This is a genomic window from Kitasatospora sp. NPDC094015, from assembly GCF_040304075.1.
Classification (GTDB): domain Bacteria; phylum Actinomycetota; class Actinomycetes; order Streptomycetales; family Streptomycetaceae; genus Kitasatospora.
Genome location: NZ_JBEOUL010000001.1, coordinates 179,709 through 203,189, shown reverse-complemented (window position 1 = coordinate 203,189; position 23,481 = coordinate 179,709). Strand labels below are relative to the sequence as shown.

At 75.4% G+C, this 23,481-nt stretch carries 21 protein-coding genes; 14 read left to right on the top strand and 7 right to left on the bottom strand.

Annotation, left to right across the window (positions count from 1 at the left end; all coding sequences use genetic code 11):
• The first annotated feature begins 88 nt into the window (after positions 1–88).
• Together ABT014_RS00905 and ABT014_RS00900 are read left to right on the top strand one after the other, a co-directional pair.
• Positions 89–457: a VOC family protein gene (locus ABT014_RS00905; RefSeq protein ID WP_350635389.1), complete on the top strand. Its 369-nt coding sequence runs from the start codon at positions 89–91 to the stop codon at positions 455–457.
• A gap of 174 nt (positions 458–631) precedes the next feature.
• Entirely contained in the window at positions 632–1,435 is an 804-nt protein-coding gene (locus tag ABT014_RS00900) for an SGNH/GDSL hydrolase family protein (RefSeq protein ID WP_350635386.1), read from the top strand.
• A gap of 51 nt (positions 1,436–1,486) precedes the next feature.
• On the opposite strand, the gene ABT014_RS00895 is transcribed toward ABT014_RS00900, so the two are convergent.
• Positions 1,487–2,620, bottom strand: a complete 1,134-nt coding sequence (locus tag ABT014_RS00895) for a polysaccharide deacetylase family protein (RefSeq protein WP_350635384.1) — start codon at positions 2,618–2,620, stop codon at positions 1,487–1,489.
• A 122-nt stretch (positions 2,621–2,742) separates the two neighbouring features.
• Entirely contained in the window at positions 2,743–4,563 is a 1,821-nt protein-coding gene (locus ABT014_RS00890; RefSeq protein ID WP_350635382.1) for an AMP-dependent synthetase/ligase, read from the bottom strand.
• A gap of 384 nt (positions 4,564–4,947) precedes the next feature.
• On the opposite strand from ABT014_RS00890, the gene ABT014_RS00885 reads away from it, so the two are divergent.
• The 5 genes from ABT014_RS00885 (at position 4,948) to ABT014_RS00865 (ending at position 9,939) form a co-directional block, all read left to right on the top strand.
• Positions 4,948–7,584: a sensor histidine kinase gene (locus ABT014_RS00885; RefSeq protein ID WP_350635380.1), complete on the top strand. Its 2,637-nt coding sequence runs from the start codon at positions 4,948–4,950 to the stop codon at positions 7,582–7,584.
• Entirely contained in the window at positions 7,581–8,000 is a 420-nt protein-coding gene (locus tag ABT014_RS00880; RefSeq protein ID WP_350635379.1) for a roadblock/LC7 domain-containing protein, read from the top strand. Before ABT014_RS00885 ends, ABT014_RS00880 begins: the two co-directional genes overlap by 4 nt.
• A gap of 7 nt (positions 8,001–8,007) precedes the next feature.
• The gene (locus tag ABT014_RS00875) at positions 8,008–8,448 is read left to right on the top strand and encodes a DUF742 domain-containing protein (RefSeq protein ID WP_350635378.1); all 441 of its coding nucleotides are present in this window, start codon (positions 8,008–8,010) and stop codon (positions 8,446–8,448) included.
• Positions 8,429–9,043: a GTP-binding protein gene (locus tag ABT014_RS00870; RefSeq protein ID WP_350635376.1), complete on the top strand. Its 615-nt coding sequence runs from the start codon at positions 8,429–8,431 to the stop codon at positions 9,041–9,043. Before ABT014_RS00875 ends, ABT014_RS00870 begins: the two co-directional genes overlap by 20 nt.
• Before the next feature lie 263 nt (positions 9,044–9,306).
• Positions 9,307–9,939, top strand: coding sequence for a winged helix-turn-helix domain-containing protein (locus ABT014_RS00865; RefSeq protein ID WP_350635374.1), 633 nt, complete (start codon positions 9,307–9,309; stop codon positions 9,937–9,939).
• A 56-nt stretch (positions 9,940–9,995) separates the two neighbouring features.
• Here the strand turns inward: ABT014_RS00865 and ABT014_RS00860 are convergent, their stop codons facing one another.
• Complete coding sequence (locus tag ABT014_RS00860) at positions 9,996–10,991, bottom strand: aldo/keto reductase (protein ID WP_350635372.1); 996 nt, start codon at positions 10,989–10,991, stop codon at positions 9,996–9,998.
• 189 nt (positions 10,992–11,180) lie between these two features.
• Between ABT014_RS00860 and ABT014_RS00855 the strand changes: the two genes are divergently transcribed.
• The 5 genes from ABT014_RS00855 (at position 11,181) to ABT014_RS00835 (ending at position 19,399) form a co-directional block, all read left to right on the top strand.
• Positions 11,181–11,636 (top strand): group III truncated hemoglobin, encoded by a 456-nt coding sequence (locus tag ABT014_RS00855; protein WP_350635370.1) that lies wholly within the window; start codon positions 11,181–11,183, stop codon positions 11,634–11,636.
• 295 nt (positions 11,637–11,931) lie between these two features.
• On the top strand, positions 11,932–12,963 hold the full coding sequence (locus ABT014_RS00850; protein WP_350635368.1) for an LLM class flavin-dependent oxidoreductase: 1,032 nt from the start codon (positions 11,932–11,934) through the stop codon (positions 12,961–12,963).
• A gap of 139 nt (positions 12,964–13,102) precedes the next feature.
• Positions 13,103–13,435 (top strand): hypothetical protein, encoded by a 333-nt coding sequence (locus ABT014_RS00845; protein WP_350635366.1) that lies wholly within the window; start codon positions 13,103–13,105, stop codon positions 13,433–13,435.
• A gap of 160 nt (positions 13,436–13,595) precedes the next feature.
• Entirely contained in the window at positions 13,596–17,024 is a 3,429-nt protein-coding gene (locus ABT014_RS00840) for an ATP-binding protein (protein ID WP_350635364.1), read from the top strand.
• A gap of 236 nt (positions 17,025–17,260) precedes the next feature.
• Entirely contained in the window at positions 17,261–19,399 is a 2,139-nt protein-coding gene (locus ABT014_RS00835; RefSeq protein WP_350635362.1) for an MMPL family transporter, read from the top strand.
• A gap of 129 nt (positions 19,400–19,528) precedes the next feature.
• Here the strand turns inward: ABT014_RS00835 and ABT014_RS00830 are convergent, their stop codons facing one another.
• Together ABT014_RS00830 and ABT014_RS00825 are read right to left on the bottom strand one after the other, a co-directional pair.
• Entirely contained in the window at positions 19,529–20,107 is a 579-nt protein-coding gene (locus ABT014_RS00830) for a Clp protease N-terminal domain-containing protein (RefSeq protein ID WP_350635360.1), read from the bottom strand.
• Positions 20,108–20,109: 2 nt separating this feature from the next.
• A complete protein-coding gene (locus tag ABT014_RS00825) occupies positions 20,110–20,346 on the bottom strand; it encodes an RNA polymerase subunit sigma-70 (RefSeq protein WP_350635358.1) in 237 nt (78 codons plus the stop codon).
• A 165-nt stretch (positions 20,347–20,511) separates the two neighbouring features.
• Between ABT014_RS00825 and ABT014_RS00820 the strand changes: the two genes are divergently transcribed.
• Complete coding sequence (locus ABT014_RS00820) at positions 20,512–21,387, top strand: universal stress protein (RefSeq protein WP_350635356.1); 876 nt, start codon at positions 20,512–20,514, stop codon at positions 21,385–21,387.
• A 130-nt stretch (positions 21,388–21,517) separates the two neighbouring features.
• Here ABT014_RS00820 and ABT014_RS00815 read toward each other — a convergent pair whose 3' ends face one another.
• Entirely contained in the window at positions 21,518–22,276 is a 759-nt protein-coding gene (locus tag ABT014_RS00815) for a CbtA family protein (protein WP_350635354.1), read from the bottom strand.
• A 21-nt stretch (positions 22,277–22,297) separates the two neighbouring features.
• A complete protein-coding gene (locus ABT014_RS00810) occupies positions 22,298–22,510 on the bottom strand; it encodes a CbtB domain-containing protein (RefSeq protein ID WP_350635352.1) in 213 nt (70 codons plus the stop codon).
• A gap of 297 nt (positions 22,511–22,807) precedes the next feature.
• On the opposite strand from ABT014_RS00810, the gene ABT014_RS00805 reads away from it, so the two are divergent.
• A complete protein-coding gene (locus ABT014_RS00805) occupies positions 22,808–23,383 on the top strand; it encodes a histidine phosphatase family protein (RefSeq protein ID WP_350635350.1) in 576 nt (191 codons plus the stop codon).
• The last annotated feature ends 98 nt before the right edge of the window (positions 23,384–23,481 follow it).

Here is a 23,481-nt window from a genome sequence, read left to right as displayed (position 1 = left end):
CCGACCTGACCGCCACCCGGACCGCTGACCGGCTCCCGACCTGACCGCCACCCGACCCCGATCGCCGCCCAGGCTGGAGCCAGCTGCCGTGACCACGCCCCCCGCCGGCCACCGCGGCCTGTTCCACCACGTCGAACTCTGGGTGGACGACCTGGCGGCGGCCGAGGCGCAGTGGGGCCCGGTGCTGCTGGCGCTCGGCTGCGAGCCGTTCCAGCACTGGGAGCACGGGCGCAGCTGGCGGCTCGGGTCGGCGTACCTGGTGCTGGAGCAGTCGCCGGCGCTGCTCCCCGGCGGCCATGAGCGGATGCGCGCCGGGCTCAACCACCTGGCGCTGCACGGTTCGCGGGCGGCGGTGGCGGCCGCGCTGGCGGCCGGCTGGGTGACCAGGGTGGACACCGGCGAAGCGGTGCACCTGATCGACGCCCAGGGCTTCGAGCTGGAGCTGGTGCTGGGCTGATACCGCCCCGGGCGGACCCGCCGTCAGGGCGGTGGGCCGTCAACTTCCTTACTCCCAGGTGTTCCCGGGGAAAATTCATCCTCCGCCGCGCGGCAACTTTGGCATGACCACTATCCGGGTGGGCTACTGGCTGGTATCCAGAATGTGACCCACATCACTCTCCCGGAGGTGCTCATGCGCCATGTCCGTAGCCGCGCCCTGCCCGCAGCCCTGGCGGCGGTGCTGCTCTCGCTCGCAACCCTGGTGGCCGCCACCGACGCCGGTGCGGCGACGGGCCGGTACGCCGCGCTCGGCGACTCCTACTCGTCCGGGGTCGGTGCCGGCAGCTACCTGAGCGACAGCGGCAGCTGCAAGCGGAGCACCAACGCATACCCGTACCTCTGGAAGAACGCCCACGCGCCGTCCGCCTTCTCCTTCGTGGCCTGTTCCGGCGCCCGCACCGGCGACGTGCTGAACAGCCAGCTCTCGGTGCTGGACTCCGCCACCACGCTGGTCAGCATCACCATCGGCGGCAACGACGCCGGCTTCGCGGACACCATGCAGACCTGCGTGCTGAACAGCGAGAGCGCCTGCCTGAGCGCGGTCGCGGCGGCCAAGAGCTACGCCACCACCACGCTGCCCGGCAAGCTCGACCAGGTGTACACGGCGATCCACAGCAAGGCGCCCAACGCGCACGTGGTGGTGCTCGGCTACCCGCACCTCTACAAGATCGGCGGCAGCTGCATCTTCGGGATCGGCGACACCAAGCGGGCCGCCATCAACGGCGCGGCCGACACCCTCGACGAGGTGATCGCCAAGCGCGCCGCCAACGCCGGCTTCACCTACGAGGACGTCAGAAGCCTGTTCACCGGTCACGAGATCTGCGCCAGCGGGACGGTCTGGCTGAACAGCACCACCCTGCCGGTGGACGAGAGCTACCACCCCAAGGCGGCCGGCCAGTCCGGCGGCTACCTGCCCGCCTTCACCGCCGGGGTCTGACCCGCGGGGCCGTGCGGGGGCGACCGTCCGGCCGCCCCCGCACGCCCGTGCTCAGCGCAGGTGGTCCACCAGTCCGGCCGGCCGCAGCCCGGCCGCGTCGGCGGCCGCCAGGGCGCGCCCGAGGTCGTCGGCCAGGGTGTCGGTGAAGTGCAGCAGCACCACGTCACCGGGTTGCAGCGGGCCGCCGTGGTAGACGTTCGCCTGGCCCCAGCTGAAGTCCGCGGTGGCGGTGAGCACGTACCGGATCCCGCAGTCGGCGGCGGCCTGCAGGGTGTCCGCGTTCCAGGTCAGGTACGGCGGGCGGAAGACGGTCGGCGTGGTGCCGAACTGCCGCACCTGGGCGTCCCGGGCGGCGCAGATCTCCGCCTGCTGCTCGGCGGCCGACAGGGTGGTCAGGTCGCGGTGCGAGACGCTGTGGTCCTGGATCGAGGAGCCCGGCACCGCCGTGACCCGGCGGAAGTACGCCGGTTGGGCGGCGGCCGCCATCGGCAGCGGGAACGCCGTGATCGGGAGCCGGCGGTCGGCGATCAGGGCGGCCGCCTCCGGGGTGGGCTGCCAGCCGTCGTCGACGGTGAGGAAGACCAGCCGCTCGGCGGTCGGGACGTTCCAGGTGGCCACGGCCGGCGTCGGCGCGGCGCCGGCCAGGTCCAGGTCGTCCGCGGCGAACGCCCCCTGGCCGTACCAGCCGTGCAGGTACAGCCGGACGCTGGTGGTGGCGGCCCCGGTGGTGAAGTCGGTGCTGAGCCGCTGCCAGCCGCCGCCGGTGCCCGGGGTCCAGGCGGGGGCGACGTCGTGGCCGGTGCCGGTGGCGCCGAGGAAGACGTAGGAGCCGCGCACCCAGGCGGAGAGCGTGTAGTGGGATCCGGGGCGTACGGAGACGGTCTGCCAGCACTCGCCGGTGGAGTCGGCGCCCGCCGGGGTGACGGCCAGTGCCGAACCCCCGCCGTGCGCGTCGGAGGTGAGGCCCGCCTCGCCGGCGCCGCCGCAGCTCCAGCCGGGGATCGACCCCGGGTCGCCGAGCGGCAGGGTGGGGATCTCGAACCCGGGGTTGGTGGTCAGCGGGAGGACGGACGGGGCGGACGGGGGCGGTGCCTGGTCGGCGCCGGCGGCCGGGACGGTGGACCCGAGGACGGCCAGGGCGGCGCTCGCCGCGCAGGCCGCGGCGCGCCGCAGAGGCGTGGACACGGAGCAACTCCTGTGTGGGGGAGGAGGAATGGTTGCTCCCGGAGGGGCGGGAGGGGGTCGGCAGGCCGCACCCGGACCGAGTCAGAACAATGGCCCGGACCGGACGCCCCGTCAAGGGCCCGTCACCCCGCGTACAGCTCCTCGATGTCCGCCGCGTAGTGCTGCACGATCGCGCCCCTGCGCAGCTTCAGCGAGGGCGTCAGCAGGCCGTCCTCGGGGCTGAACTCCCGGGGCAGCAGCCGGAAGGCGCGGATCGACTCGGCCCGCGAGACGGTGGTGTTGGCCGCCGCCACCGCGCGCTGCACCTCGGCGTGCAGCTCCGGGTCCACCAGGGCGGCCGTCGGGTCGAGCTGCTCGCGCCCGCGGGTGCGCAGCCAGTGCGCCAGCGCCTGCGGGTCCAGGGTGAGCAGCGCGGCCACGTACGGGCGGTCGTCCCCCACCACCAGGCACTGCGAGACCAGCGGGTGCGAGCGCACCCGCTCCTCCAGCGCGAACGGGGCCAGGTTCTTCCCGCTGCTGGTGACGATCAGCTCCTTCTTGCGCCCGGTGATGGTGAGGTAGCCGTCCTCGTCGAGCGAGCCCAGGTCGCCGGTGCCCAGCCAGCCGTCGTAGAGCGCCTGTTCGGTGCAGCGCGGGTGGTTGAGGTAGCCGGCGAAGACGGTGGCGCCGCGCACCCAGACCTCGCCGTCCTCGCCGATCGCCACCGAGGTCCCCGGGATCGGCGGCCCGACGGTGCCGAACTTCGCCTTCCCCGGCGGGTTGACCGTCGCCGCGGCGGTGCTCTCGGTCAGGCCGTACCCCTCGTACACGGTGATGCCGGCGCCCGCGAAGAACAGGCCGAGGTCGCGGCTGAGGCTGGAGCCGCCGGACATCGCGGCCCGGACCCGGCCGCCGAACACCGCCCGCAGCCGCTGGTACACCAGCCGGTCGTACGTGCGGTGGCGCACCCGCAGGCGGGCGCTCGGCCCCGGCCCGTGGCCGAGCGCGCGTCGCTCCCGGGCGGCCGCCCACTCGACCGCCACCTCGGCGGCCTGCTCGAAGACCTCCAGCCGGCCGGCGCTCTCGGCGGCCTCCCGGGCCCGCTGGTGGATCTTCTCGAAGATGTAGGGCACCGCGTGCAGGAAGCTGGGGCGGAACGAGGCCAGCGCCGGCAGCAGCGAGTCGGTGGTGAGCCGGCTGTGGTGGCCGATCCGGATCCCGCCGCGGACCGCGGCCACCTGCACCACCCGTCCGTACACGTGGGCCAGCGGGAGGAAGAGCAGCACGGCGGGCGGGGCCCCGCCGCCGTCCCGGAACACCTCCGCCCAGCCGGTCAGCAGGGTGTCCGCCTCGGCGGCGAAGTTGCCGTGGGTGAGCAGGCAGCCCTTGGGCCGGCCGGTGGTGCCGGAGGTGTAGATGACGGTGGCCAGGCTGTCCGGGCCGACCGCGAGCCGCTGGCGGTGCACCAGGGCGTCCGGCACGCTGCGGCCGTCCTCGACCAGGGCGGCCACGCAGCCGCGGTCCAGCTGCCAGATGCCGGTGAGGTCGGGCAGCGCGTCGCAGATCGCGCCGATGGTCATCGCGTGGTCCTCGTCCTCCACCACGCAGGCGACCGCCTGGGTCTCGGCCAGGATCCAGCGGACCTGCTCGGCGGCGGCGGTCGGGTAGACGGGCACCGGGATGGCGCCGATCGACCACAGCGCATAGTCGAAGAGGGTCCACTCGTAGCGGGTGGTGGACATCACCGCGACCCGGTCGCCGTAGCGGACCCCGCGGGTGAGCAGCCCCTTGGCCAGAGCCAGTACCTCGTCCCGGAAGGCCGGCGCCGTCACCGGCTGCCAGCCGCCCTGCTCCCACCGGGAGAGCTGGACCAGCTCGGGGGAGCGCTCGGCGGTGTCGTAGACCGAGTCGGCGAGCCCGCCGGTGGTGGCTCCGGCCAGGGCCGGGCTGCTGAACTCGCGCACGCTGCCCCCGATCCGAAGCTCCGAGACCGGCCGCCCCGGAGCCGGCCGAGGGCGGTCAGGGGGGTCGGACTGCTGCGAAGTTACCGGATCGCCGGATCGCTGCCCAGAGTTGCCGACCACCTGATCGGGATCGGCACGTGCCAGTCTCGCGGGCCGCCGGCGCACAGCGGGACGGATGGCGCATCGGTCGCAAAGAGGGAGGAACCGGGCAGGCTCGTCGGCAATGGGAATTCACCCTTCGAACAGGTGGTCAGGGAGTAGTAAGCTCACGCAGATCCAACGGCCCGGCCTGCACGGCGGACCGGTCCTGCCTGCCCCGCAGGGCGCCTCCGGCCGCCCCGCCCGCACCCTGTCCACGCCTGGCCCACCCCTCCCGAGGACTCCATGCGTCTGCGCAGCAGCTCGATCCGCGCGAGGATCATCGCACTGCTCATGGTGCCCATCGTGGCGCTGACCGGACTGTGGGTGTACGCAACGCTGATCACCACCTGGGACGTGTGGGGCCAGCTCGACGTCTCCACCACCTACAAGGCCTTCGGCAGCCCCTCCGACCAGTACGCCCGCGACCTCCAGGCCGAACGCTGGGCCGCCGTGATGCGGGTCGCCGACCACGGGTCCAAGGCCGCCGAGGAGTCCTACCAGCAGGCCCAGGCCGTCACCGACCGCGACCTCCAGCTGCTGCGCTACCAGTCGACCAGCGCCGACGCCGCCAAGCTCGACAGCGAGCAGCGCCGCAAGTTCCGCGAGGTGCTGCGGCTGGCCGAGCAGCTGGTCGGCATCCGCAGCCGGGCCGACCAGGCGAAGGACAGCTGGGAGACCGTGATCACGGACTACGGCGACCTGGTCCAGCCGGTCTTCACCTTCCGCGCCGCCTTCGGCTCCACCCAGACCGGCGAGCTGTCCCGCCAGGGCACCATCCTGATCGAGCTGGCCCGGGCCAGGGAGTACCTCTCCCGCGAGTCGGCCGCGATGGAGGCACTGCGGCTCAGCAGGTCCGCCGACGACCGCAAGATCCAGGCGGCGCTGGACAACCTGCACAGCCAGCAGGCGCTGTTCCGGATCTACCTGCCCGAGCTCGACCCGCAGGACCAGGACGACTACCAGGCGCTGCAGAGCAGCACCGACTGGTCCACGCTGACCCGGGCCGAGCGCGCCTTCGAGGAGGCCGACGACCGGGCCGCCGAGATCAAGGGCAACACCGACGACCCCTGGCACGAGACCGCCGACCGGGTGCTCGCCGACCTCGCCGCCCTGAACACCCGGCTGGACGCCGCCAGCGCCGACCGGGCCCGCTCGTACGCCATCAACTCGCTGGTCCGCGGCGGCATCGCCGGCGCGGTGGGCCTGGCCGCCGTGGTGCTCTCGATCATGATCTCGTTCCGGATCGGCCGCAAGCTCGCCCGCGAGCTGGTCTCGCTGCGCAACGCCGCGCTCGAGATGTCCGGCAGCCGGCTGCCCTCGGTGATGCTCCGGCTGCGCCGCGGCGAGGCCGTGGACACCGCCGCCGAGGTGCCCCAGCTCGACTTCGGCTCCGCCGAGATCGGCCAGGTCGGCCGGGCGTTCAACGAGGTGCAGCGGGTCGCCGTGGAGGCCGCGGTCGAGCAGGCCGAGCTCCGCCGCGGCGTCTCCGCGGTCTTCGTCAACCTGGCCCGGCGCAGCCAGGTGCTGCTGCACCGGCAGCTGACCCTGCTGGACACCATGGAGCGGCGCACCGAGGACCCGGCCGAGCTGGAGGACCTGTTCCGGCTCGACCACCTCACCACCCGGATGCGGCGCCACTCCGAGGGCCTGATCATCCTCTCCGGCGGCTCGCCCGGCCGGGCCTGGCGCAAGCCGGTGCGGATGGTGGACGTGGTGCGCGCCGCGGTCGGCGAGGTGGAGGACTACGCCCGGGTGATCGTCCGCCCGTTCCCGGGTACCGGCCTGCTCGGCAGCGCGGTCGCCGACGTCACCCACCTGGTCGCCGAACTGGTCGAGAACGCGGCGGTGTTCTCCCCGCCGCACACCCAGGTCACGGTGCAGGGCGAGGTGGTCGCGCACGGCTTCTGCCTGGAGATCGACGACCGCGGGCTCGGCCTGAGCGAGCACGCGCTGGTGGACATCAACGAGCGGCTCGCGGTGGAGCAGGAGTTCGACCTCGCCGACACCGACCGGCTGGGCCTCTTCGTGGTCAGCCGGCTGGCCCGCCGGCACGGCATCCGGGTGCACCTGCGGCCCTCGCCGTACGGCGGCACCTCGGCCGTGGTGCTGATCCCGCGCGAACTGCTGGCCGACGCCACCGAGGTGGGCGGCGACCCGGCCGCCGCGCAGGCCCGGGCGGCCGCCGCGGCCGGAGACGGCGGCCACGGGCGGCCCGCCGCCGCACCGATCGGTGCCGACGAGCCGGTCCGCTCCCGGCCCCGCCGGGCCGGCGGCCCGCGGCCCTCCACGGCCGAGCCGGCCGCCACCCCCGGTGGCCTGCCGCGCCGGCGCAGCGGCCCGGCGCTGGTCTCCGCGGACGGCGCCACCGGACGCCACCGGCGCGCCGACAGCCCGTCCGAGGAGCATCCCGTCCCCACCAGCCCCGCGCACGCGGCCCCGCCGGTGGCCGGCGGCCTGCTGCCGCGCCGGGTCCGGCAGGCCAACCTGGCGCCGCAGCTGAAGGAGCAGGCGGGCGGCGAGGCCGCCGAGCCGGCCCGCGAGCGCTCCCCCGAGGAGGCCCGGGCCACCTTCGCCTCCTTCCAGCGCGGCTTCCAGCGCGGCCGGGGCGACCGCCTCCAGCCCGCCTCGCTGACCGTCGTCCGGGAGCAGCCGGAGCCGGACGGCCGCCCGGCGGCACGCCCGCCGCTGGAGCCCACCGACCGCATCCCGCGGCCGCCCAGGCTCCGGATCGCCCTGCCCTCCGCCCCGGTGCCGTACGCGCTGCCCGCCGCCCCCACCCGGTCCGGACCGCCGCCCGACGGCCCGGCCGCACCCCCCACCGCTTCTGCACAGCCCGCAACACCCGCACAATCCGCACCGGCGGAAGGAACCGAATCATGACCGCGACAGCACAGCCGTCCGGAGACCTCGACTGGCTCCTGGACGAACTGGTGGGCCGGGTGGCGACCCTCAGGCATGCCGTGATCCTCTCCAGCGACGGCCTGGCCACCGGGGTCTCCACCGGCCTCGGCCGCGAGGACGCCGAGCACCTGGCGGCCGTCGCGGCGGGCTTCCACAGCCTGGCCAAGGGGGCCGGCCGGCACTTCCGGGTCGGCGGGGTCCGGCAGACCATGGTCGAGCTGGACGAGGCCTTCCTGTTCATCACCGCCGCCGGCGACGGCAGTTGCCTGGCCGTGCTGGCGGACGCCGAGTCCGACGTGGGCCAGATCGCCTACGAGATGGCCCTGCTGGTGAAGCGGGTCGGCGAGCACCTCTCGGCCGAACCGCGCACCGAGACCGCGCCGCCGGGGAGATGAGGGACCGATGACCACCGAGGACGCCGCCACCACCGGGCCCGAGGTCGACCTGTTCGCGCCCCGCACCCCCGTGGACGACCGCTGGTTCGACGACGAAGCGGGCCCGGTGGTGCGGCTGTTCTCGATGACCGGCGGCCGGGCCCGGCCCGCCGACGACGGCCTGTTCGACCTGATCTCGCTGGTCACCGCGGTGAGCGGGGCCGAACGGGCGGTCGCGGACCACCCGCTGGCCCCGGAGCACCACGCCCTCCTCGAGCTCTGCCGCGACGAGCCGCTGAGCGTCGCCGAGCTGGGCTCCTACACCGACCTCCCGGTGAGCGTCGTCCGGGTCCTGCTCGGCGACCTCAACGACGCCGGGCTCGTCGACGTCACCCGACCCGTCCAGCTCGCCCAACTCCCGGACGAGCGCCTGCTGCGAGACGTGATCAATGGCCTCCGTGCACTCTGAGCCGACCGCCCCCGCCCGCCCCGGCCCGTGGGGGAGCACCGCCCTGAAGATCCTGGTGGCCGGCGGCTTCGGGGTGGGCAAGACCACCCTGGTCGGCGCGGTCAGCGAGATCCGGCCGCTGCGCACCGAGGAGCAGCTCAGCGAGCTGGGCCGCCCGGTCGACGACACCGAGGGGGTGGAGGCCAAGCGCACCACCACGGTCGCCATGGACTTCGGCCGGATCGACCTGCGGCCGGGGCTGGCCCTGTACCTGTTCGGCACCCCCGGCCAGGACCGGTTCTGGTTCGTCTGGGACGAGTTGGCGGCCGGCGCGCTCGGCGCCCTGGTGCTGGCCGACACCCGCCGGCTGGCCGACTGCTTCCCCTCGGTCGACTTCTTCGAGCGGCGCCGGATCCCGTTCGTGGTCGCGGTGAACTGCTTCGAGGGCACCGAGACGTACGCGCCCGAGGACGTGCGGGCCGCGCTCGACCTCGACCCGGAGGTGCCGGTCCTGCTCTGCGACGCCCGCAGCCGCGAGGACGGCAAGGAGCTGCTGATCCGTCTGGTCGAGCACGCCGCCGACCGGGCGGCGCTGGCCCGGGCGGCCGCCGGCTGAGCCGCGGGTTCGCCCCCGGCGGGGCGCGGGACGGGGTTCGTCTGCTTCAATAGGCGCATGAATCCTGTCGAGGGCAGCGCCGAAGGTCGTTTCGACCTCGAGCCGTTCTGGCCGTCCCGACAGCCGCACCTCTTCGACCAGACGTGTCCGGGTTCGCCCCGCGCGTCCCGGCACACCGCGGCCTGACCCCCGTCAGCCCGGCCCGGTCCGGTTCGACGCGCAGACGCTTCCACCCCAGTCGTCACGCGCGAAAGAGCGGCACCATGTCTTCTTCCACGGCCGTCCTGCCCGTCCCCTCCGCGACCCCGCACCTGCGCGCGGTCCGCTCCGTCCCCTCGGGCGTCGAACGCCGCCCGGCCCACCCGCCCCGCCCCGCCGCGCCGCAGCCCGGCCCGGCACCACTGGGCCTGACCGGCCTGCCGGAGGGGGCGCTGGTCGCGGCCCTGCCGCAGTCCGCGCTCCCGCAGGGCCTGCTCGACCGGTACGGGGCCCAGCTGGGCGCCCTGCCCGGTCACCCGCTGATCGGCTACCTGGTGCTGGTCCCGGCCGGGCCGGAGCAGCCCGCACCGGCCCCGCCGGCGCCGGCGCCGCGACCGGCGGTCCCTGCCGACCACGGCATCAGCGTCGATCCCGACCGCCGGAACGCCTACGTGGACGGCGAGTTGCTCGACCTCACCTACCTGGAGTTCGAGCTGCTGGCACACCTCACCCAGCACCCGCACCGGGTGCACACCCGCGACCACCTGGTCTCCGCCGTCTGGGGCTACGGCCACGTCGGTGACGGCCGGACGGTCGACGTGCACGTGGCGCGGCTGCGGCGCAAGCTCGGGGCGCCCTACCGGGACGCCATCGTCACCGTCCGCCGGGTCGGCTACAAGTACTCCCCGGTGGTCTGAGCGGCGCCCGGGGGCGGGCCCGCCCGGGCCCGCCCCCGGAACAGCTCGGGTCCGGATCAGGCCCGGCTCAGCCGGTCGATCTCCGCCAGCTCCTCCTCGGTCAGCGGCGCGCCGTTCAGCGCGTCGATGTTCTGGTCGAGCTGGGCGACACTGCTGGCACCCACGATCACCGAGACCACCCGCGGGTCGCGCAGCACCCACGACAGCGCCAGCTGCGCCAGGCTCTGCCCGCGCTGCTCGGCCAGCTTGGCGAGCGAGCGCAGCTGCCGCAGCTTGGCGCCGGTCAGCGCCTGCTCCTTGAGGAAGTGGCCGACCGACATCCGGGAGCCGGCCGGCACCTCGCCGCTCAGGTAGCGGTCCGTCAGCAGGCCCTGGGCGAGCGGGGAGTAGGCGATCAGGCCGGTCCGGGTGTCGCCGACCGCGGTCAGCAGCCCCTCGTCCTCGGGCGCCCGGTTGAGGATCGAGTAACTCGCCTGGTTGAGCAGCACCGGTGTGCCCAGCTCGCGCAGGATCGCCACCGCCTCGCGGTGCTGCTCCGCCGGGTAGTTGGAGATCGCGGCGTAGAGCGCGCGGCCCGATCTCACCGCCGTGTCCAGCGCGCCCATGGTCTCTTCCAGCGGCGTGTCCGGGTCGTAGCGGTGCGAGTAGAACACGTCCACGTGGTCCAGGCCCATCCGGCCCAGCGACTGGTCCAGGCTGGCCAGCAGGTACTTGCGGGAACCGCCGTCGCCGTACGGCCCCGGCCACATGTCCCAGCCGGCCTTGGTGGCGATGAACAGCTCGTCCCGGTACGGGCGGAAGTCCTGCGCGTAGAGCGTGCCGAAGTTCGCCTCGGCGCTGCCGTACGGGGGGCCGTAGTTGTTGGCCAGGTCGAAGTGGGTGATGCCGCGGTCGAAGGCGCGGCGCAGCACCGCGCGCTGCACCTCCAGCGGCTGGGTGTCACCGAAGTTGTGCCAGAGTCCGAGCGAGACGGCGGGCAGCTGCACCCCGCTGCGTCCGGCGCGGCGGTAGGTCATCGAGCGGTAGCGCTCGTCGGCGGCGAGATAGCTCATGGGGTGCATCCTGCCAGGCAGCGGGGGGCGGACGGGACCAACGGCCCTCGTGCCGGTCGGCCGGCCGACGTACGCTGGCGGGGCGGGGCCGCCGGGCCGGTGGGGGTCCCGCTGCGCCGTCCGTCCGGCCTGCCCGATCTGTCCCCCGCCGGCCCGCCGGGCGCGGCCCGAGTCACCGAGGAGCAGCCGATGTGCGCCGTCGCCGTCGCCGACATCGCCGATCGGGAGGACCTGGACCGGCTGCTCCGCCGCTTCTACCGGGCGGCCTTCGCCGACCCGCTGATCGGCCCCTACTTCACCGAGATCGCCCGGCTCGACCTGGAGGCGCACCTCCCGCACATCACCGACTTCTGGGAGAGCGCGCTGCTGCGCACCACCGGGTACCGGCGCAACGCGTTCGCGCCGCACGCCGGACTGCACCGCGAACGGCCGCTGACCGCCGAGCACTTCGGCCGCTGGGTGCAGCTGTGGCGGGCGAGCGTGGACGGTCTGCACCGGGGGCCGGTGGCGGAGCGGGCCAAGGCGCAGGGCGAGCGGATCGCGGTCGGGATGCTCCGGCGCCTCACGGAGGGCGGCACCGGCGGTGGCGAGGGCGGGTTCGTCCCGCTGGCGGCCGTCCTGCTGCGGGGGCCGCAGCCCCGGTAGGCGCCCGGGGCCCGGGGTGGGCCCTGTCCGGCCCCGGGGTTGGCCTTGTCCGAGCCGTGGGTTGCCGCATAGGCTCACGGTGGATCGGTGGACCGGCCGGAGGGGGAGCAGTCGATGCGCAAGTGCCCTGCCCGCCACAGCTGTTGCCGCGCTCGCCGCACCGAGCGCTGACGCCGGCCCGGATCGCCGGCCGCTGACCTCTCCCCGGTGCCGCCCCCTGCGAGCGCGGCCGCACCAGGGCCGGGGAGCGCCGCACGGGCGCGGCCGACCGCCCCGCCCGAACAAGGAGACCGCCATGCGGTTCACCGTCTCGTCCCTCGTCTCCAACGGCCCCGACCCCGTCACCGGTCGGCAGCTCACCACCCGCGAGAAGCTGGCCAACGTGATCGAGCAGGCCGTACTGGCCGAGCGGCTCGGCTACGACGGCTTCGGGGTGGGGGAGCGTCACGGCGAGCCCTTCGTCTGCCCGGCGCCGCCGGTCCTGCTGACCGCCGTCGCGGCCCGCACCGAGCGGATCAGGCTGCTCACCACCGTCACCGTGCTGTCGATCCTGGACCCGGTCCGCGTCGCCGAGGACTACGCGATGCTCGACCAGCTCTCCGGCGGCCGGCTGGAGCTGATCATCGGCAAGGGCAACGACCCGCGCCACTTCGGCCTGTTCGGCCTGGACGAGGCCCACCAGTGGGAGCACCTGGCCGAGAACTACGGCCTGCTGCACCGGCTCTGGCGGGAGGAGAAGGTCAGCTGGCAGGGCACCACCCGCCCGCCGCTGGACGAGGTGACCACCTACCCGCGCCCGCTGCAGGACCCGATCCCGGTCTGGCACGGCAGCGCCACCAGCGAGCACTCCACCGACCTGGCCGCCCGCTTCGGCGACCCGCTGTTCTCCGCCAACAGCTTCCACCCGCTGGAGAAGTACGCGGCACTGGTCGACCACTACCGCGAGCGCTGGGAGCACTACGGCCGCGACCCGCGCGAGGCGCGGGTGGGGACCAGCTTCGGCGGGCTGTTCCTCGCCAGGCGCTCGCAGGACGCGGTGGCCGGCTTCCGGCCGTACTGGGACGCCATGTTCGGCTCGGCGGCCGGCCGGCACAACAACTCCCCGTTCACCTCCCTGGAGGACGCGCTGGAACGCGGCTCGGCGCTGGTCGGCAGCCCGCAGCAGGTGATCGAGAAGATCCACCGCTACCACGAGGCCTTCGGCAACGAGGTGGTCGGCATCGGCGTCGACTCGCTGACCGAGAGCGCCCAGCAGGAACAGCTCGAACTCTTCGCCACCGAGGTCGCCCCGGCGATCCGCCGCACCCTCCCGACCCCCGGCGCCTGACCGGCCGGACCGGATTCCGGGAGGGCACGCGGAGGGCGTACCCTTCCCATGATCCCGTGCTGGTCGACGAGTGGGCCCGCGTCCGTGGCGCGGGTCGGGAAGGTGGGCCCGTGCTCGGCGTACGGACCGAGGTGGCGGCATGACCGGACACCTCGCCCCCGGCGGCCACCCGGTCGAGGCGGAGCTGCAGATCGATAGCGTTACCGTGGTGCACCCGGCCGAGGCTGTCGCCACCGTGCGCTGCCTGCTCGGGCCGGTCCGTCTTGGCGCCCGGTTCGACCGCATCCGCGACTCGACGGAGACCATCGACCTGGAACTGACGCGGATCCTCTACTACCACCGACCCGTGGACGAGCTCTACCCGGTCCACACCGCCCTGGTGACCCTCCGAGGCGCGGGGGTCCGGCTCCTGGCGTCCGCCGACCTGAACTCCGGTTGGCAGGCGATCGCGGGGGCCAATCCGCCGCCATGACCGAGCTCGCCCGGCTCTCCGGTCTCCGCCGCACCCCGGGTCCGTGCGTCCCGCCGTCCGCCGGTCGGCCGGTCGGCCGGGCCGGGCGCCTCGGTGGGAGGCCCGGCGGCGGATCGCATAGGCTCGTGACGACCCGGAACGGCGGGCGCGAGGAGGGTTGGTGCGGTACGGCGGCGACGCCTCGGCGTCCGTGCACGGAGCGAGCGGCACCGGCACGGCCCCTGGCCCGGACCCGGTCCGGATCTCCCTGCTCGGACCGCTCGCGGCCTCGGTCGGCGGTCGCCCGGCCGCGCTCGGCGGCCCCCGCCAGCGCGCCGTGCTGGCCCGGCTGCTGGTGGCCCGCGGCCGGGTCGTCCCGGTGGACCGGCTGATCGAGGACCTGTGGAGCGGGCGCCCGCCCGCCAAGGCGGCCGCCTCGCTGCAGGCGTACGTGTCCAACCTGCGCCGCCTGCTGGAACCCGACCGGGGCCCGCGCGAGCCCGCCCGGCTGCTGGTCAGCCGGGCCCCCGGCTACGCACTGGAGGCCACCGCCACCGCCGTGGACGCCTGGGAGCTCGAGGGGCGACTGCGCGAGGCGCGCCGCCTGCTGCTGGCCGCCGAGCGGGCGGCGGCGCACCACGGCGAGCCGCTCTCGGCCACCGTCCAGGCGGCGCTGGCCCTGCGGCAGGGCCCGGTGCTGGCCGAGTTCGCGGACCAGCCCTGGGCCTCGGCCGAGATCACCAGGATCGACGAACTCCTCACCTCCGCAGCCGAGTTGGAGGTGGAGGCGCTGCTCGCCGAGGGCCGGCCCGGCGAAGCGGTGCCGCGCGCCCGGGAGCTGGTCGAGGAGCACCCGCTGCGCGAGCAGGGCCCGCGGCTGCTGGCCCTCGCGCTCTGGGGTGCGGGACGGCAGGCGGAGGCGCTGGAGTCGCTGCGCCGGGCCCGCACGCTGCTGACCACGGAACTCGGCCTCGACCCGCACCCCGCACTGGCCGAGCTGGAGACCGCGATCCTCCAGCAGCGCCCCGACCTGACGCCGGTCGCCCCGGCCGTGCCCGCCCCGGCCCGGCCCCGCTGCGAGGCCGCCGCGCCCGACCAGCTCTTCGTCGGCCGGGCCGAGGAGCTGCGCACGCTGCGCCGGGCCGCCACCGAGGTCCGCGCCGGCGGCGGTGCGGTGGTGCTGGTCACCGGCGAGGCGGGAGCGGGCAAGTCCACCCTGCTGGGCCGGCTGCGCTTCGAGCTGGAACGCGACGACTGGCTGGTGGCCGCCGGGCGCTGCCCGGAGACCGAGGGCGCACCGCCCGCCTGGGCGTGGACCGAGGCACTGCGCGAGCTGGCCGGCCGGGCCGGGCTGCCTGCGGGCCTGGCCGTCCGGCTGGCCCCGCTGCTCGGCGGCGAGCCGGACGGACCCACCCCCGCCGACCCGCTGGCCGGCCGCTTCCGGCTGCACCGGGCCGTCGAGGACTGGCTGCGGCAGGTCGCCGCCGGCCGGCCGGTCGCCCTGATCCTGGACGACCTGCACGAGGCCGACCGGGAGACCCGGGCCCTGCTCGCCGCGCTGGCCGGCGCCGGGCTGCCGGGCCTGCTCCTGGTCGTCACCCACCGGCCGGGCGAGGGCGAACTCACCGACACGCTGGCCGTGCTGGCCCGCCGCTCGCCGTACCGGCTGCCGCTGGCCGGGCTCGCCGAGGAGGAGGCCGGCCGGCTGATCGAATCGGTCTGCGAGCGGGCCGTCGACGCGCCCACCGTCCGGGCCCTGGCCGAACGCACCGGCGGCAACCCCTTCTACCTGCTGGAGAGCGCCCAACTGCTGGCCGGGGAAGGCGCGCTGGTCGCCGTCCAGGAAGTACCGCAGGGCGTCCGCGACGTGCTGCGCCGGCGCTTCTCCCGGCTCCCCAGGATGACCGTGGAGGCGCTGCGGCTGGCCGCCGTGGTCGGCCGCGAGGCCGAGGTCGACCTGCTCGTCGCCGCCTCCGGGCAGGGCGAGGAACGGCTGCTGGACGCCCTGGAGGCGGCCGTGCTCGGCGGACTGCTCACCGAACCCCGGCCCGGCGCCGTCCGGTTCATCCACGCACTGGTCCGCGACACCCTCTACGCCGACCTCAGCTCGCTGCGCCGCACCCGCCTGCACGGCCGGGTCGCCGACGCGCTGCGCGAGCGGCACCCCGACCGGCTGACCGCGCTGGCCCACCACTACTCGCGCGCCGCCTCCGGCGCCACCGCCGAACTCGCCGTCGACCACTGCGTGCGGGCCGCCGAGGCCGCCGAGCGCCGCTACGCCCACGAGAGCTGCGCCGCCCTGCTGCGGCAGGCCCTCGACGCGCTCGCTCTCGCCCCCGAGGGCGCCGACGACCGGCCGGCCCGCCGGATCGCCCTGCTCGGCGCCCTGCTCCGGGCACAGGTCCGGGCCGGCAGCCTCGCCGACGCCCTCGACACCCGGGCCGCGGCCCTCGCCCTGGCCCGGGAGAGCGGCCGGGAGGACCTGCTGATCGAGGCCTGGACCGCCTGGACCGAGCCCACGCCCTGGGTGGCGCACCCGTACGGCACGGTCGACCAGGGCGCGATCGACGCGCTCACCACGCTGCTGCGCCGCACCGACCTGCCCCCCGTCACCCGCTGCCGGCTGCTGGACGCGCTCAGCTACGAGCTGGACTGCACCGGCAGCCGGGAGGGCCGCGCGGTCGGCGCGGAGGCGGTCCGGATCGCCCGGGAGGTGGGGGACCCGCGGCTGCTCGCCCGGGCCCTGGCGGCCCAGGCCCGGGTCCACGACTACGAGGCCGGGCTCGAACTGCGGACCGGGATCGCGCTCGAACTCCGTTCGCTGGCGACCGAGTTCGACCTCCCGGCGTACCGCTGGCACGCCGAGCACCTGCAGGCCGCCACCGCCGCCGTCCGGGGTGACCTGCCGGCCCTGCGCGCCCACATCGCCGAGGGGCTGCGGATCGCCGAGACGTACGGCCTGCCCGAGCTGGTCGACGTCGGACTCTGCCAGCAGGGCATGATGGCGCTGGTCGCGGGCCGGCCCGCCGAGGCCGAGGCGCTGTACGCCCGCGCGGTCGCCGGGCTGCGGGCCCGGCGCTCGCTGCACAGCGACGGCTTCGAGGCGGTCTACCGGCTCACCCTGGCGATCCAGGCCGGCCGGCTGCACGAGGAACTGCCGCTGGTCCGCCAGGCCGCCGCGGTCTACGGGCCGCTGGTGGACGACGTGCTGGCGCTGGCCCTCGCCGCGGGCGGCCGCCCGGACGAGGCCCGGGCCGCCCGCACCCCGGGGCGGCCGATCGCGCCGGACTACTACCGCTCGTTCTTCCTGGTCCTGCGGGCCATGACGGTGATCGCGCTGGACGAGCGGGCCGAGGCCGCCGACCTGCTGGTGGAGCTCGGGGAGATCGACGACCTGGTGGCCGGCGCGGCCAGCACCTCGATCGCGCTGCGGCCGGTCGCCCTGGTCCGCGGCGAGCTGGCCCGCCACCTCGGGCGCACCGCCGACGCCGCCGCCCACTTCCGCCACGCCGCGGACGTCGCCCGCCGCTGGGAGTCCCCGCACTGGGAGGCCGAGGCCCACCACGCCCTCACCACCCTCGCCGACCGCCCCCCGGAGCCGGGCGCCTGACGGCGCCGCAATGCGGTCCGCATCTGCGGCCCGTGCGGAAGCACCCCGAGGGGCGCGAGGAACTGCGCGGACCCGGGAGCAACGGCGCCGTACCTGCCACACCCTTCGCTCCGGGCGGTATCGCAGCTCGGTGGCCCGCCGGCTTGGAGCCGCGGCAAGTGGGTGCCAAGTGGGTTCCAAGCCCGGCCGGGGATGCTGGTCCGGACCATCGCACCGGATCAGCCGAAAGGCCCGTCATGTCCTCCCTCCTCGGCCGCCTCGGCGGCGCCGCGGCCGCCAGACCGTGGCACACCGTCCTCGGCTGGGTGCTGTTGCTGGCCGCCCTGTTCGGGCTCGCCGCCGGCTTCGGCGGCACCCCGCGCGACGACTACCGGGTGCCCGGCACCCGCTCCACCGCCGGCCTCGACCTGCTCCACGAGCGGTTCCCGGAGATGTCCGGTGCCAGTGCCCGGGTGGTCGTGCACGACCGCCACGGCGGCAAGGTCCCGGCGCAGGTCCTGGAGGAGCTGCGGAGCCGGATCGGCGGGGTCCGCGGTGCCGCCTCGGTCGCACCGCCGGCGTTCTCCCCGCAGGGCGACACCGCCTTGCTGGCCGTCAACTACCTGATACCGGTGACCTCGTTCAAGGGCTCCGAGGGCCTGGACGCGCTGCGCGAGGCGGCCCGCCCGGCCCAGGACGCCGGCCTCCAGGTGGAGTTCGGCGGCCAGCTGCCGGAGAACTTCACCGCCCCGGACGGCACCGCCGAGATCATCGGCATCGTGGCCGCCCTGCTGATCCTGGTGCTCTCGCTCGGGTCGCTGGTCTCGGCCGGCCTGCCGCTGGTGGTCGCGCTGGCCGGCCTCGGCGCGGGCACCGCGCTGACCACGCTGCTCGCCGCGGTGACCGACATCAGCCCGACCGCCCCCACCGTGGCCAGCATGGTCGGCCTCGGGGTCGGCATCGACTACGCGCTGCTCCTGGTGAGCCGGCACGTCGAAGGCCTGCGCAAGGGCCTGGACCGGCAGCGGGCCGCGGCCGAGGCGACCGCCACGGCGGGCTCCTCGGTGGTGGTGGCCGGTTCGACGGTGCTGGTCTCGCTGTTCGGCCTGAAGCTGGCGGGGCTGCCCACCTACTCCTCGTTCGGCTACGCGACGTTCCTGGTGGTCGGGGCGGTGATGCTGGCCTCGCTGACGCTGGTGCCCGCGCTGTGCTCGCTCGCCGGTCCGCGGCTGCTGCGCCGCGCCGAGCGCCGCGGGGCGGGGGAGCCCGCCGCCCCCGCGGGCCCGACCCGGACCGAGCGCTGGGCCCGGCTGATCGGCCGCCGCCCGGCGGCGGCCGCGCTGGTCTCGCTGGTGGTGCTGCTGGCGCTGGCCGCCCCGATGCTGGCGATGCGCACCTGGCCGCAGGACGCCGGCAGCCAGGCGTCCGGGAACACCACCCGTAAGGCGTACGACCTGGTGGCCGAGGCCTACGGGCCGGGCGCCAACGGGCCGTTGCTGGTCGCGGTCGACCTGCGCAAGCTGCCGGCCGGTGAACTGCCCGGCCTCGCCGAGCGGTTGGCCGCCGATCCGGGGGTGGCCGCGGTCGCCCCCGCCCTGGTGAACCCGGCCGCCGACGCGGCCGTGCTCTCGGTGCAGCCGCGGACCGGCCCGCAGGACGAGCGCACCGAGCAGCTGCTCGACCGGATGCGCGAGCGGCTGCTGCCCGCCGGCGCCGAGGTGACGGGCGTGGTCGCGTCCTTCTCGGACATCTCCAAGCGGCTGTCGGACCGGCTCTGGGTGGTCGTCCCGTTCGTGGTGGCGCTCTCGCTGATCCTGCTCACCGTGCTGTTCCGGGCTCCGGTGATCGCGGTGAAGGCCGCGGCGATGAACCTGCTGTCGGTGGCCGCCGCGTACGGCGTGATGACGGCGGTCTTCCAGTCGGACTTCGGCGCCGGCCTGCTCGGCCTGCCGCATTCGGTGCCGGTCTCCAGCTGGGTGCCGATCCTGATGTTCACCGTGCTGTTCGGTCTCTCGATGGACTACGAGGTCTTCCTGCTGGCCCGGGTCCGGGAGGAGTGGCTGGCCACCGGTGACGCCCGGGGCAGCGTGCTGCGCGGCCTGTCGGCGACCGGACGGGTGATCAGCAGCGCGGCGGCGATCATGGTGGCGGTGTTCACCGGCTTCGCGATCGACCCCGACATCACGGTGAAGATGATGGGCGTGGGCATGGCGGTGGCGGTGCTGATCGACGCCACCCTGGTCCGGCTGGTGCTGGTGCCCGCCACGATGACGCTGCTCGGCCGCGCCAACTGGTGGCTGCCGGGCTGGCTGGACCGGCTGCTGCCGCAGCTGCGGATCGAGCACGGCGGCGAGCCGGTCGCCCCGGTCGCCGAACCGGAGCGGGTCCCCGCCTGACCGGCCCGCTCCGGCCCCGTCCGACCGCCCCGTCCGACCTCCCCGCCCGACCGCCCCGGTCCCGCCGCCCGTTCCGCACGGCCGGCGGCGCCGGGGCGGTCCGGCGTCCGAGGCCGGGCGCCGCAGTGCCTAGGCCGCCTCGCGCAGGGTGGCCTCGACGGCCTGCCGCACCGCGGCGAGGTCCAGCCCGTGGTCCGCGATCACCCGGGCGCCCAGCCCCTCGCCCTCCCGCAGCAGCCCCAGCACCAGGTGGCCGGTGGCGATCCGGCCGGACTCCAGCCGCACGGCCTCCCGCAGCGCCAGCTCCAGGGTCTTCTTCGCCCGGCCGGTGAACGGGCTGCGCCCGCCCTTGGCCTCCCCGGAGCGGAACCAGCCGCGCCGGCGGCCCGCCTCCTCCTGCGGCGGCGGGTCCAGCGCCCCTTCGCCGAACACCGCCTCGACGGCCTCGCGGACGGCGTCCAGGTCGACCCCGATGGTGGCCAGCGCCGGGCCGTCCATCCCGCGGCCGAGCAGCCGCTGCACGGCGGCGCGCGCGCTCGCGTGGTCGAGCCCGGCGCCGACCAGCACGGCGGCGGCCGGGTCGGTGGGCTCGGCGAGGACGGCGAGCAGCAGGTGCTCGGTGCCGATGTGCCCGTGCTCCAGCTCGGCGGCCTCCTCCCGGGCCCGCACCACCACTTGGCGCGCCGACGCGGTGAATCGTTCCAGCATCCTCAGCCTCCATCCTGATCCGTGGGGAACCCACGTCGGGCGTACTTCTTGTGGACGGCCTGCCGGCTGACGCCCAGGCACACCGCGATGTCCTGCCAGGACCAGCCCTGGCCGCGGGCGTTGGCCACCTGGAGGTCCTCCAGGCGGTCCGCCAGCTCGCGCAGCGCGCGGACGGCGCGCAGCCCGACGGCCGGGTCGCGACTGCTCGCGGCGGCCGCGAGCTCGTTGGTCTCGCTCATGCTGTCAACGTAGGTTGACGCCCTCGAAATGTCAACCTTGGTTGACGGCTGCGTCCGCAGGCCCCGGCGGACCGCGACCGGGAGGCGCATCCTGGTACCAGGGCCCTGCGTGGCGGCCCCTGATCGGGCCGGCCGGAGGGCGTGGAGCGTCATCTGGAGACGATCATGAACAGCAGAGCCCCCGCGGGCGTGGTGGCCGGGGTGGACGGTTCGGCGCCCGCCGAGGCGGCCGCCGAGTGGGCCGCCCAGGAGGCCGGGCGCCGGGGGTGCCCACTGCACCTGGTGCACGCGGTCGACACCGGGACCGTGACCCTGTCGCCGCGCACCGGTGCCGCCGTCACCGACCTGATCCTGCGGGACGCGCAGGACCTCCTCGCCGACTGCCTGGGCAAGCTCGCCGCCGCCCACCCGGACCTGCGCCTGACGGGGGACGTGGTGCCCAGGGACGCCGCCGAGGCGCTGCTGACGGCCGCCGAGCACGCGGAACTCGCGGTGGTCGGCACCCGGGGTCACGGTGGTTTCGCCGCGCTGCTGCTCGGTTCGGTCAGCCTGCGGGTGACGGCGCACTCGCGCTGCCCGGTCGTGGTGGTGCGGGGCGTGCCGGAGCCGGAGGCGGAGACCGGGAGTCGCGTGGTGGTGGCGGTCCGTGACGAGCACGACGCGGCGGCGCTGCGGTTCGCGCTGCGGTCGGCGGCCGACCGGCAGCTGCCGGTGGAGGCGCTGCACACCTGGTCACCGCTGGTCGCCGAGGCCGGTCGGGCCACCCCGATGCCGGACGAGGCGACCGAGGAGGCCAGGCTGCACGAGCAGTTGCTGCGGAGCACCGTCGATCCGGTGGCCGAGGACTATCCGGAGGTCCACCTGGACGCGCGCCGGCTCAGCGGTGCGACCGCCGCCACCCTGGTCGAGGCCTCCCGGCAGGCCGCGCTGCTGGTGGTCTCCCGGCGAGAGCCCGCCCCGCGGTTCGGCCTGCGGCTGGGCACCGAGGTGCACGCCGTGCTGCACCACGCGCACTGCCCGGTCGCCGTGGTGCCGGTCTGACCGGTCCGACGACCGGTCTGCGGACCGCCTCAAAACCGCTTCCGAACTGCTTCCGAACCGCTTCCGAACGGCCCGAGGGCCCGGTCCGGAGCGGGTTGCTCCGGGCCGGGCCCTCGGGGGCGCGCGTGGGTCAGACCGCGGCGGGCGTCGCGTCCGGGGCGGCGGTGGCCGGCGCCGGGCTGAGCAGCCGCTCGGCCAGGTGCCCGAACAGCAGGCCGAAGCCGCTCCACAGGGTCACCTGGATGGCCAGCGCGGCCAGCCGGAACTGCCACAGCAGCGAGGCCGGGAAGTCCTCCGGGACCTCGTCCACCGTGGGCAGCACCGCGTAGGCGATGCCGACGGCCGCCACGAAGGCGACCACCGCGACCGCGGTGGCGTTCCAGTTGCCGAGCGACGGCGCCAGCCGCCGGCCGAGGACGGTGGCGCCCAGCGCGAGCAGCACGCTGAGCAGGATCATCAGGAAGTACAGCGTGGTGCGCTTGCCGATGGTCTCCGGGTCGCCCACCGACGGCGGGTTGGCCGGGTACTTCAGGAACGGCACCAGGTAGACCGCCACCAGGCCGGCGGCGGAGAGCAGCGCCGCGGTGGCACGCGGGCCGAACCGGCCGATCCGGCCGAGCGCGAAGCAGAACGCGAGCCCGGCGATGCCGCCGAACGCGAGCCCGTACAGCAGGATGCCGGTGGCCAGGCCGAGCGTGGACTGCAGGCTGCGGCTGACCAGTTCGACCTCGCCGGCGTCGTGCGAGTGGGCGTGCGCCTCCTCGAAGCCGATCGCGGCGTCGACGTGCGGCTCACCGAGCAGGTAGGCCACGACCAGGGCGAGCACGCCGGCCGCGAGGCCGGCGAGCATGCCGCGGACGAGCAGGGATCTGACGGAGATGGAGTTCATGAGCGTCGGTTCCCCTCGGGATCAGTGGCAGGGGAAGCCGAGCAGGTGGCGGCCGTCGTGCACCCACTCGTGGACGTTCTCGCCGGAGATCAGGGCGGTGGCGCCCTGCTCGGCGCCGACGAAGTAGATGACGATCAGCATCAGGATGCCGAAGAAGACGGCCCACGGGGCGATCGCCTTCAGGGAGATGGGGGCTATCGCCGGAGCGGCGGTGGGGGCGATGGGGTGAGCCATGACCGGACCTCCTGGGGGAACTCGCGTCCCGTTCGTTGGAGCAGTGGACGACGGAGTCGGGTCTGACTTTCCGGATCCGACGGGGAGTCGGGGCCGGGTACACAGTGGCGCGACCGTGCCGGGTTCCCACCGGCTTCCGTCACACCGTCGTCGATTGTCGCAGTGACGGTACCGTGGTGCGGCTGCCGGGCCAAGGGTCGTCGCAGGTGCACGGGGTGCACGCGGTGGCGCGCGGGTCGCCCGGCGAACCGGTGCGTGTACGAGCGGTGCCTGCGGGGAGCTGAGGAGGAGTCACGGATGACGGTACGGGTGATGCTGATCTCACCGGCAACCTCGACCGACCTGCGGGCGGCCCGGTTCGGCTCGGACGCCCCGCTGTCGCCGGCCGGGCTGGCGGCGGCCGGTGCCGCGGCCGCCGGCTGCCCGGGGGCGGACCGGGCCTGGGCGGCGCCGACGCGGCGCTGCGGCGGGACCGCCGACGCGCTCGGGCTCGACGCGCCGGCCGACCCCGCCCTCGCCGACCTGGACACCGGCGCCTGGCGCGGCCGCACCCTCGACGAGGTCGCCGCCGAGGACCCGGCCGCCCTCGGGCTCTGGCTGGCCGACCCGGCGGCCGCCCCGCACGGCGGCGAGTCCGTCCTCGACCTGGTCGCCCGGGTGGGGGACTGGCTGACGGAGCGACAGGGCCGCGTCCTCGCGGTGGTCGAACCCGCGGTGGTCCGCGCCGCGGTCGTGCACGCCCTCGCCCTCCCGCCCCACCTGTTCTGGCGCCTGGACGTGGCCCCGCTCACCCTCACCCGCCTCACCGGCGCCGCCGGCCGCTGGAACCTCACCTGCGGAAGCCCCTTGACGCCGCAACGCCCCACGGGCTGACACCGGGTCGGAGCAGGCCCCGTGGTCCCGGCCGAGCTGCCCGCTCGGTGCGATCCAGGAGCGGCACCCGCCGCACCGGGCGCCGTACCACTCGTCCG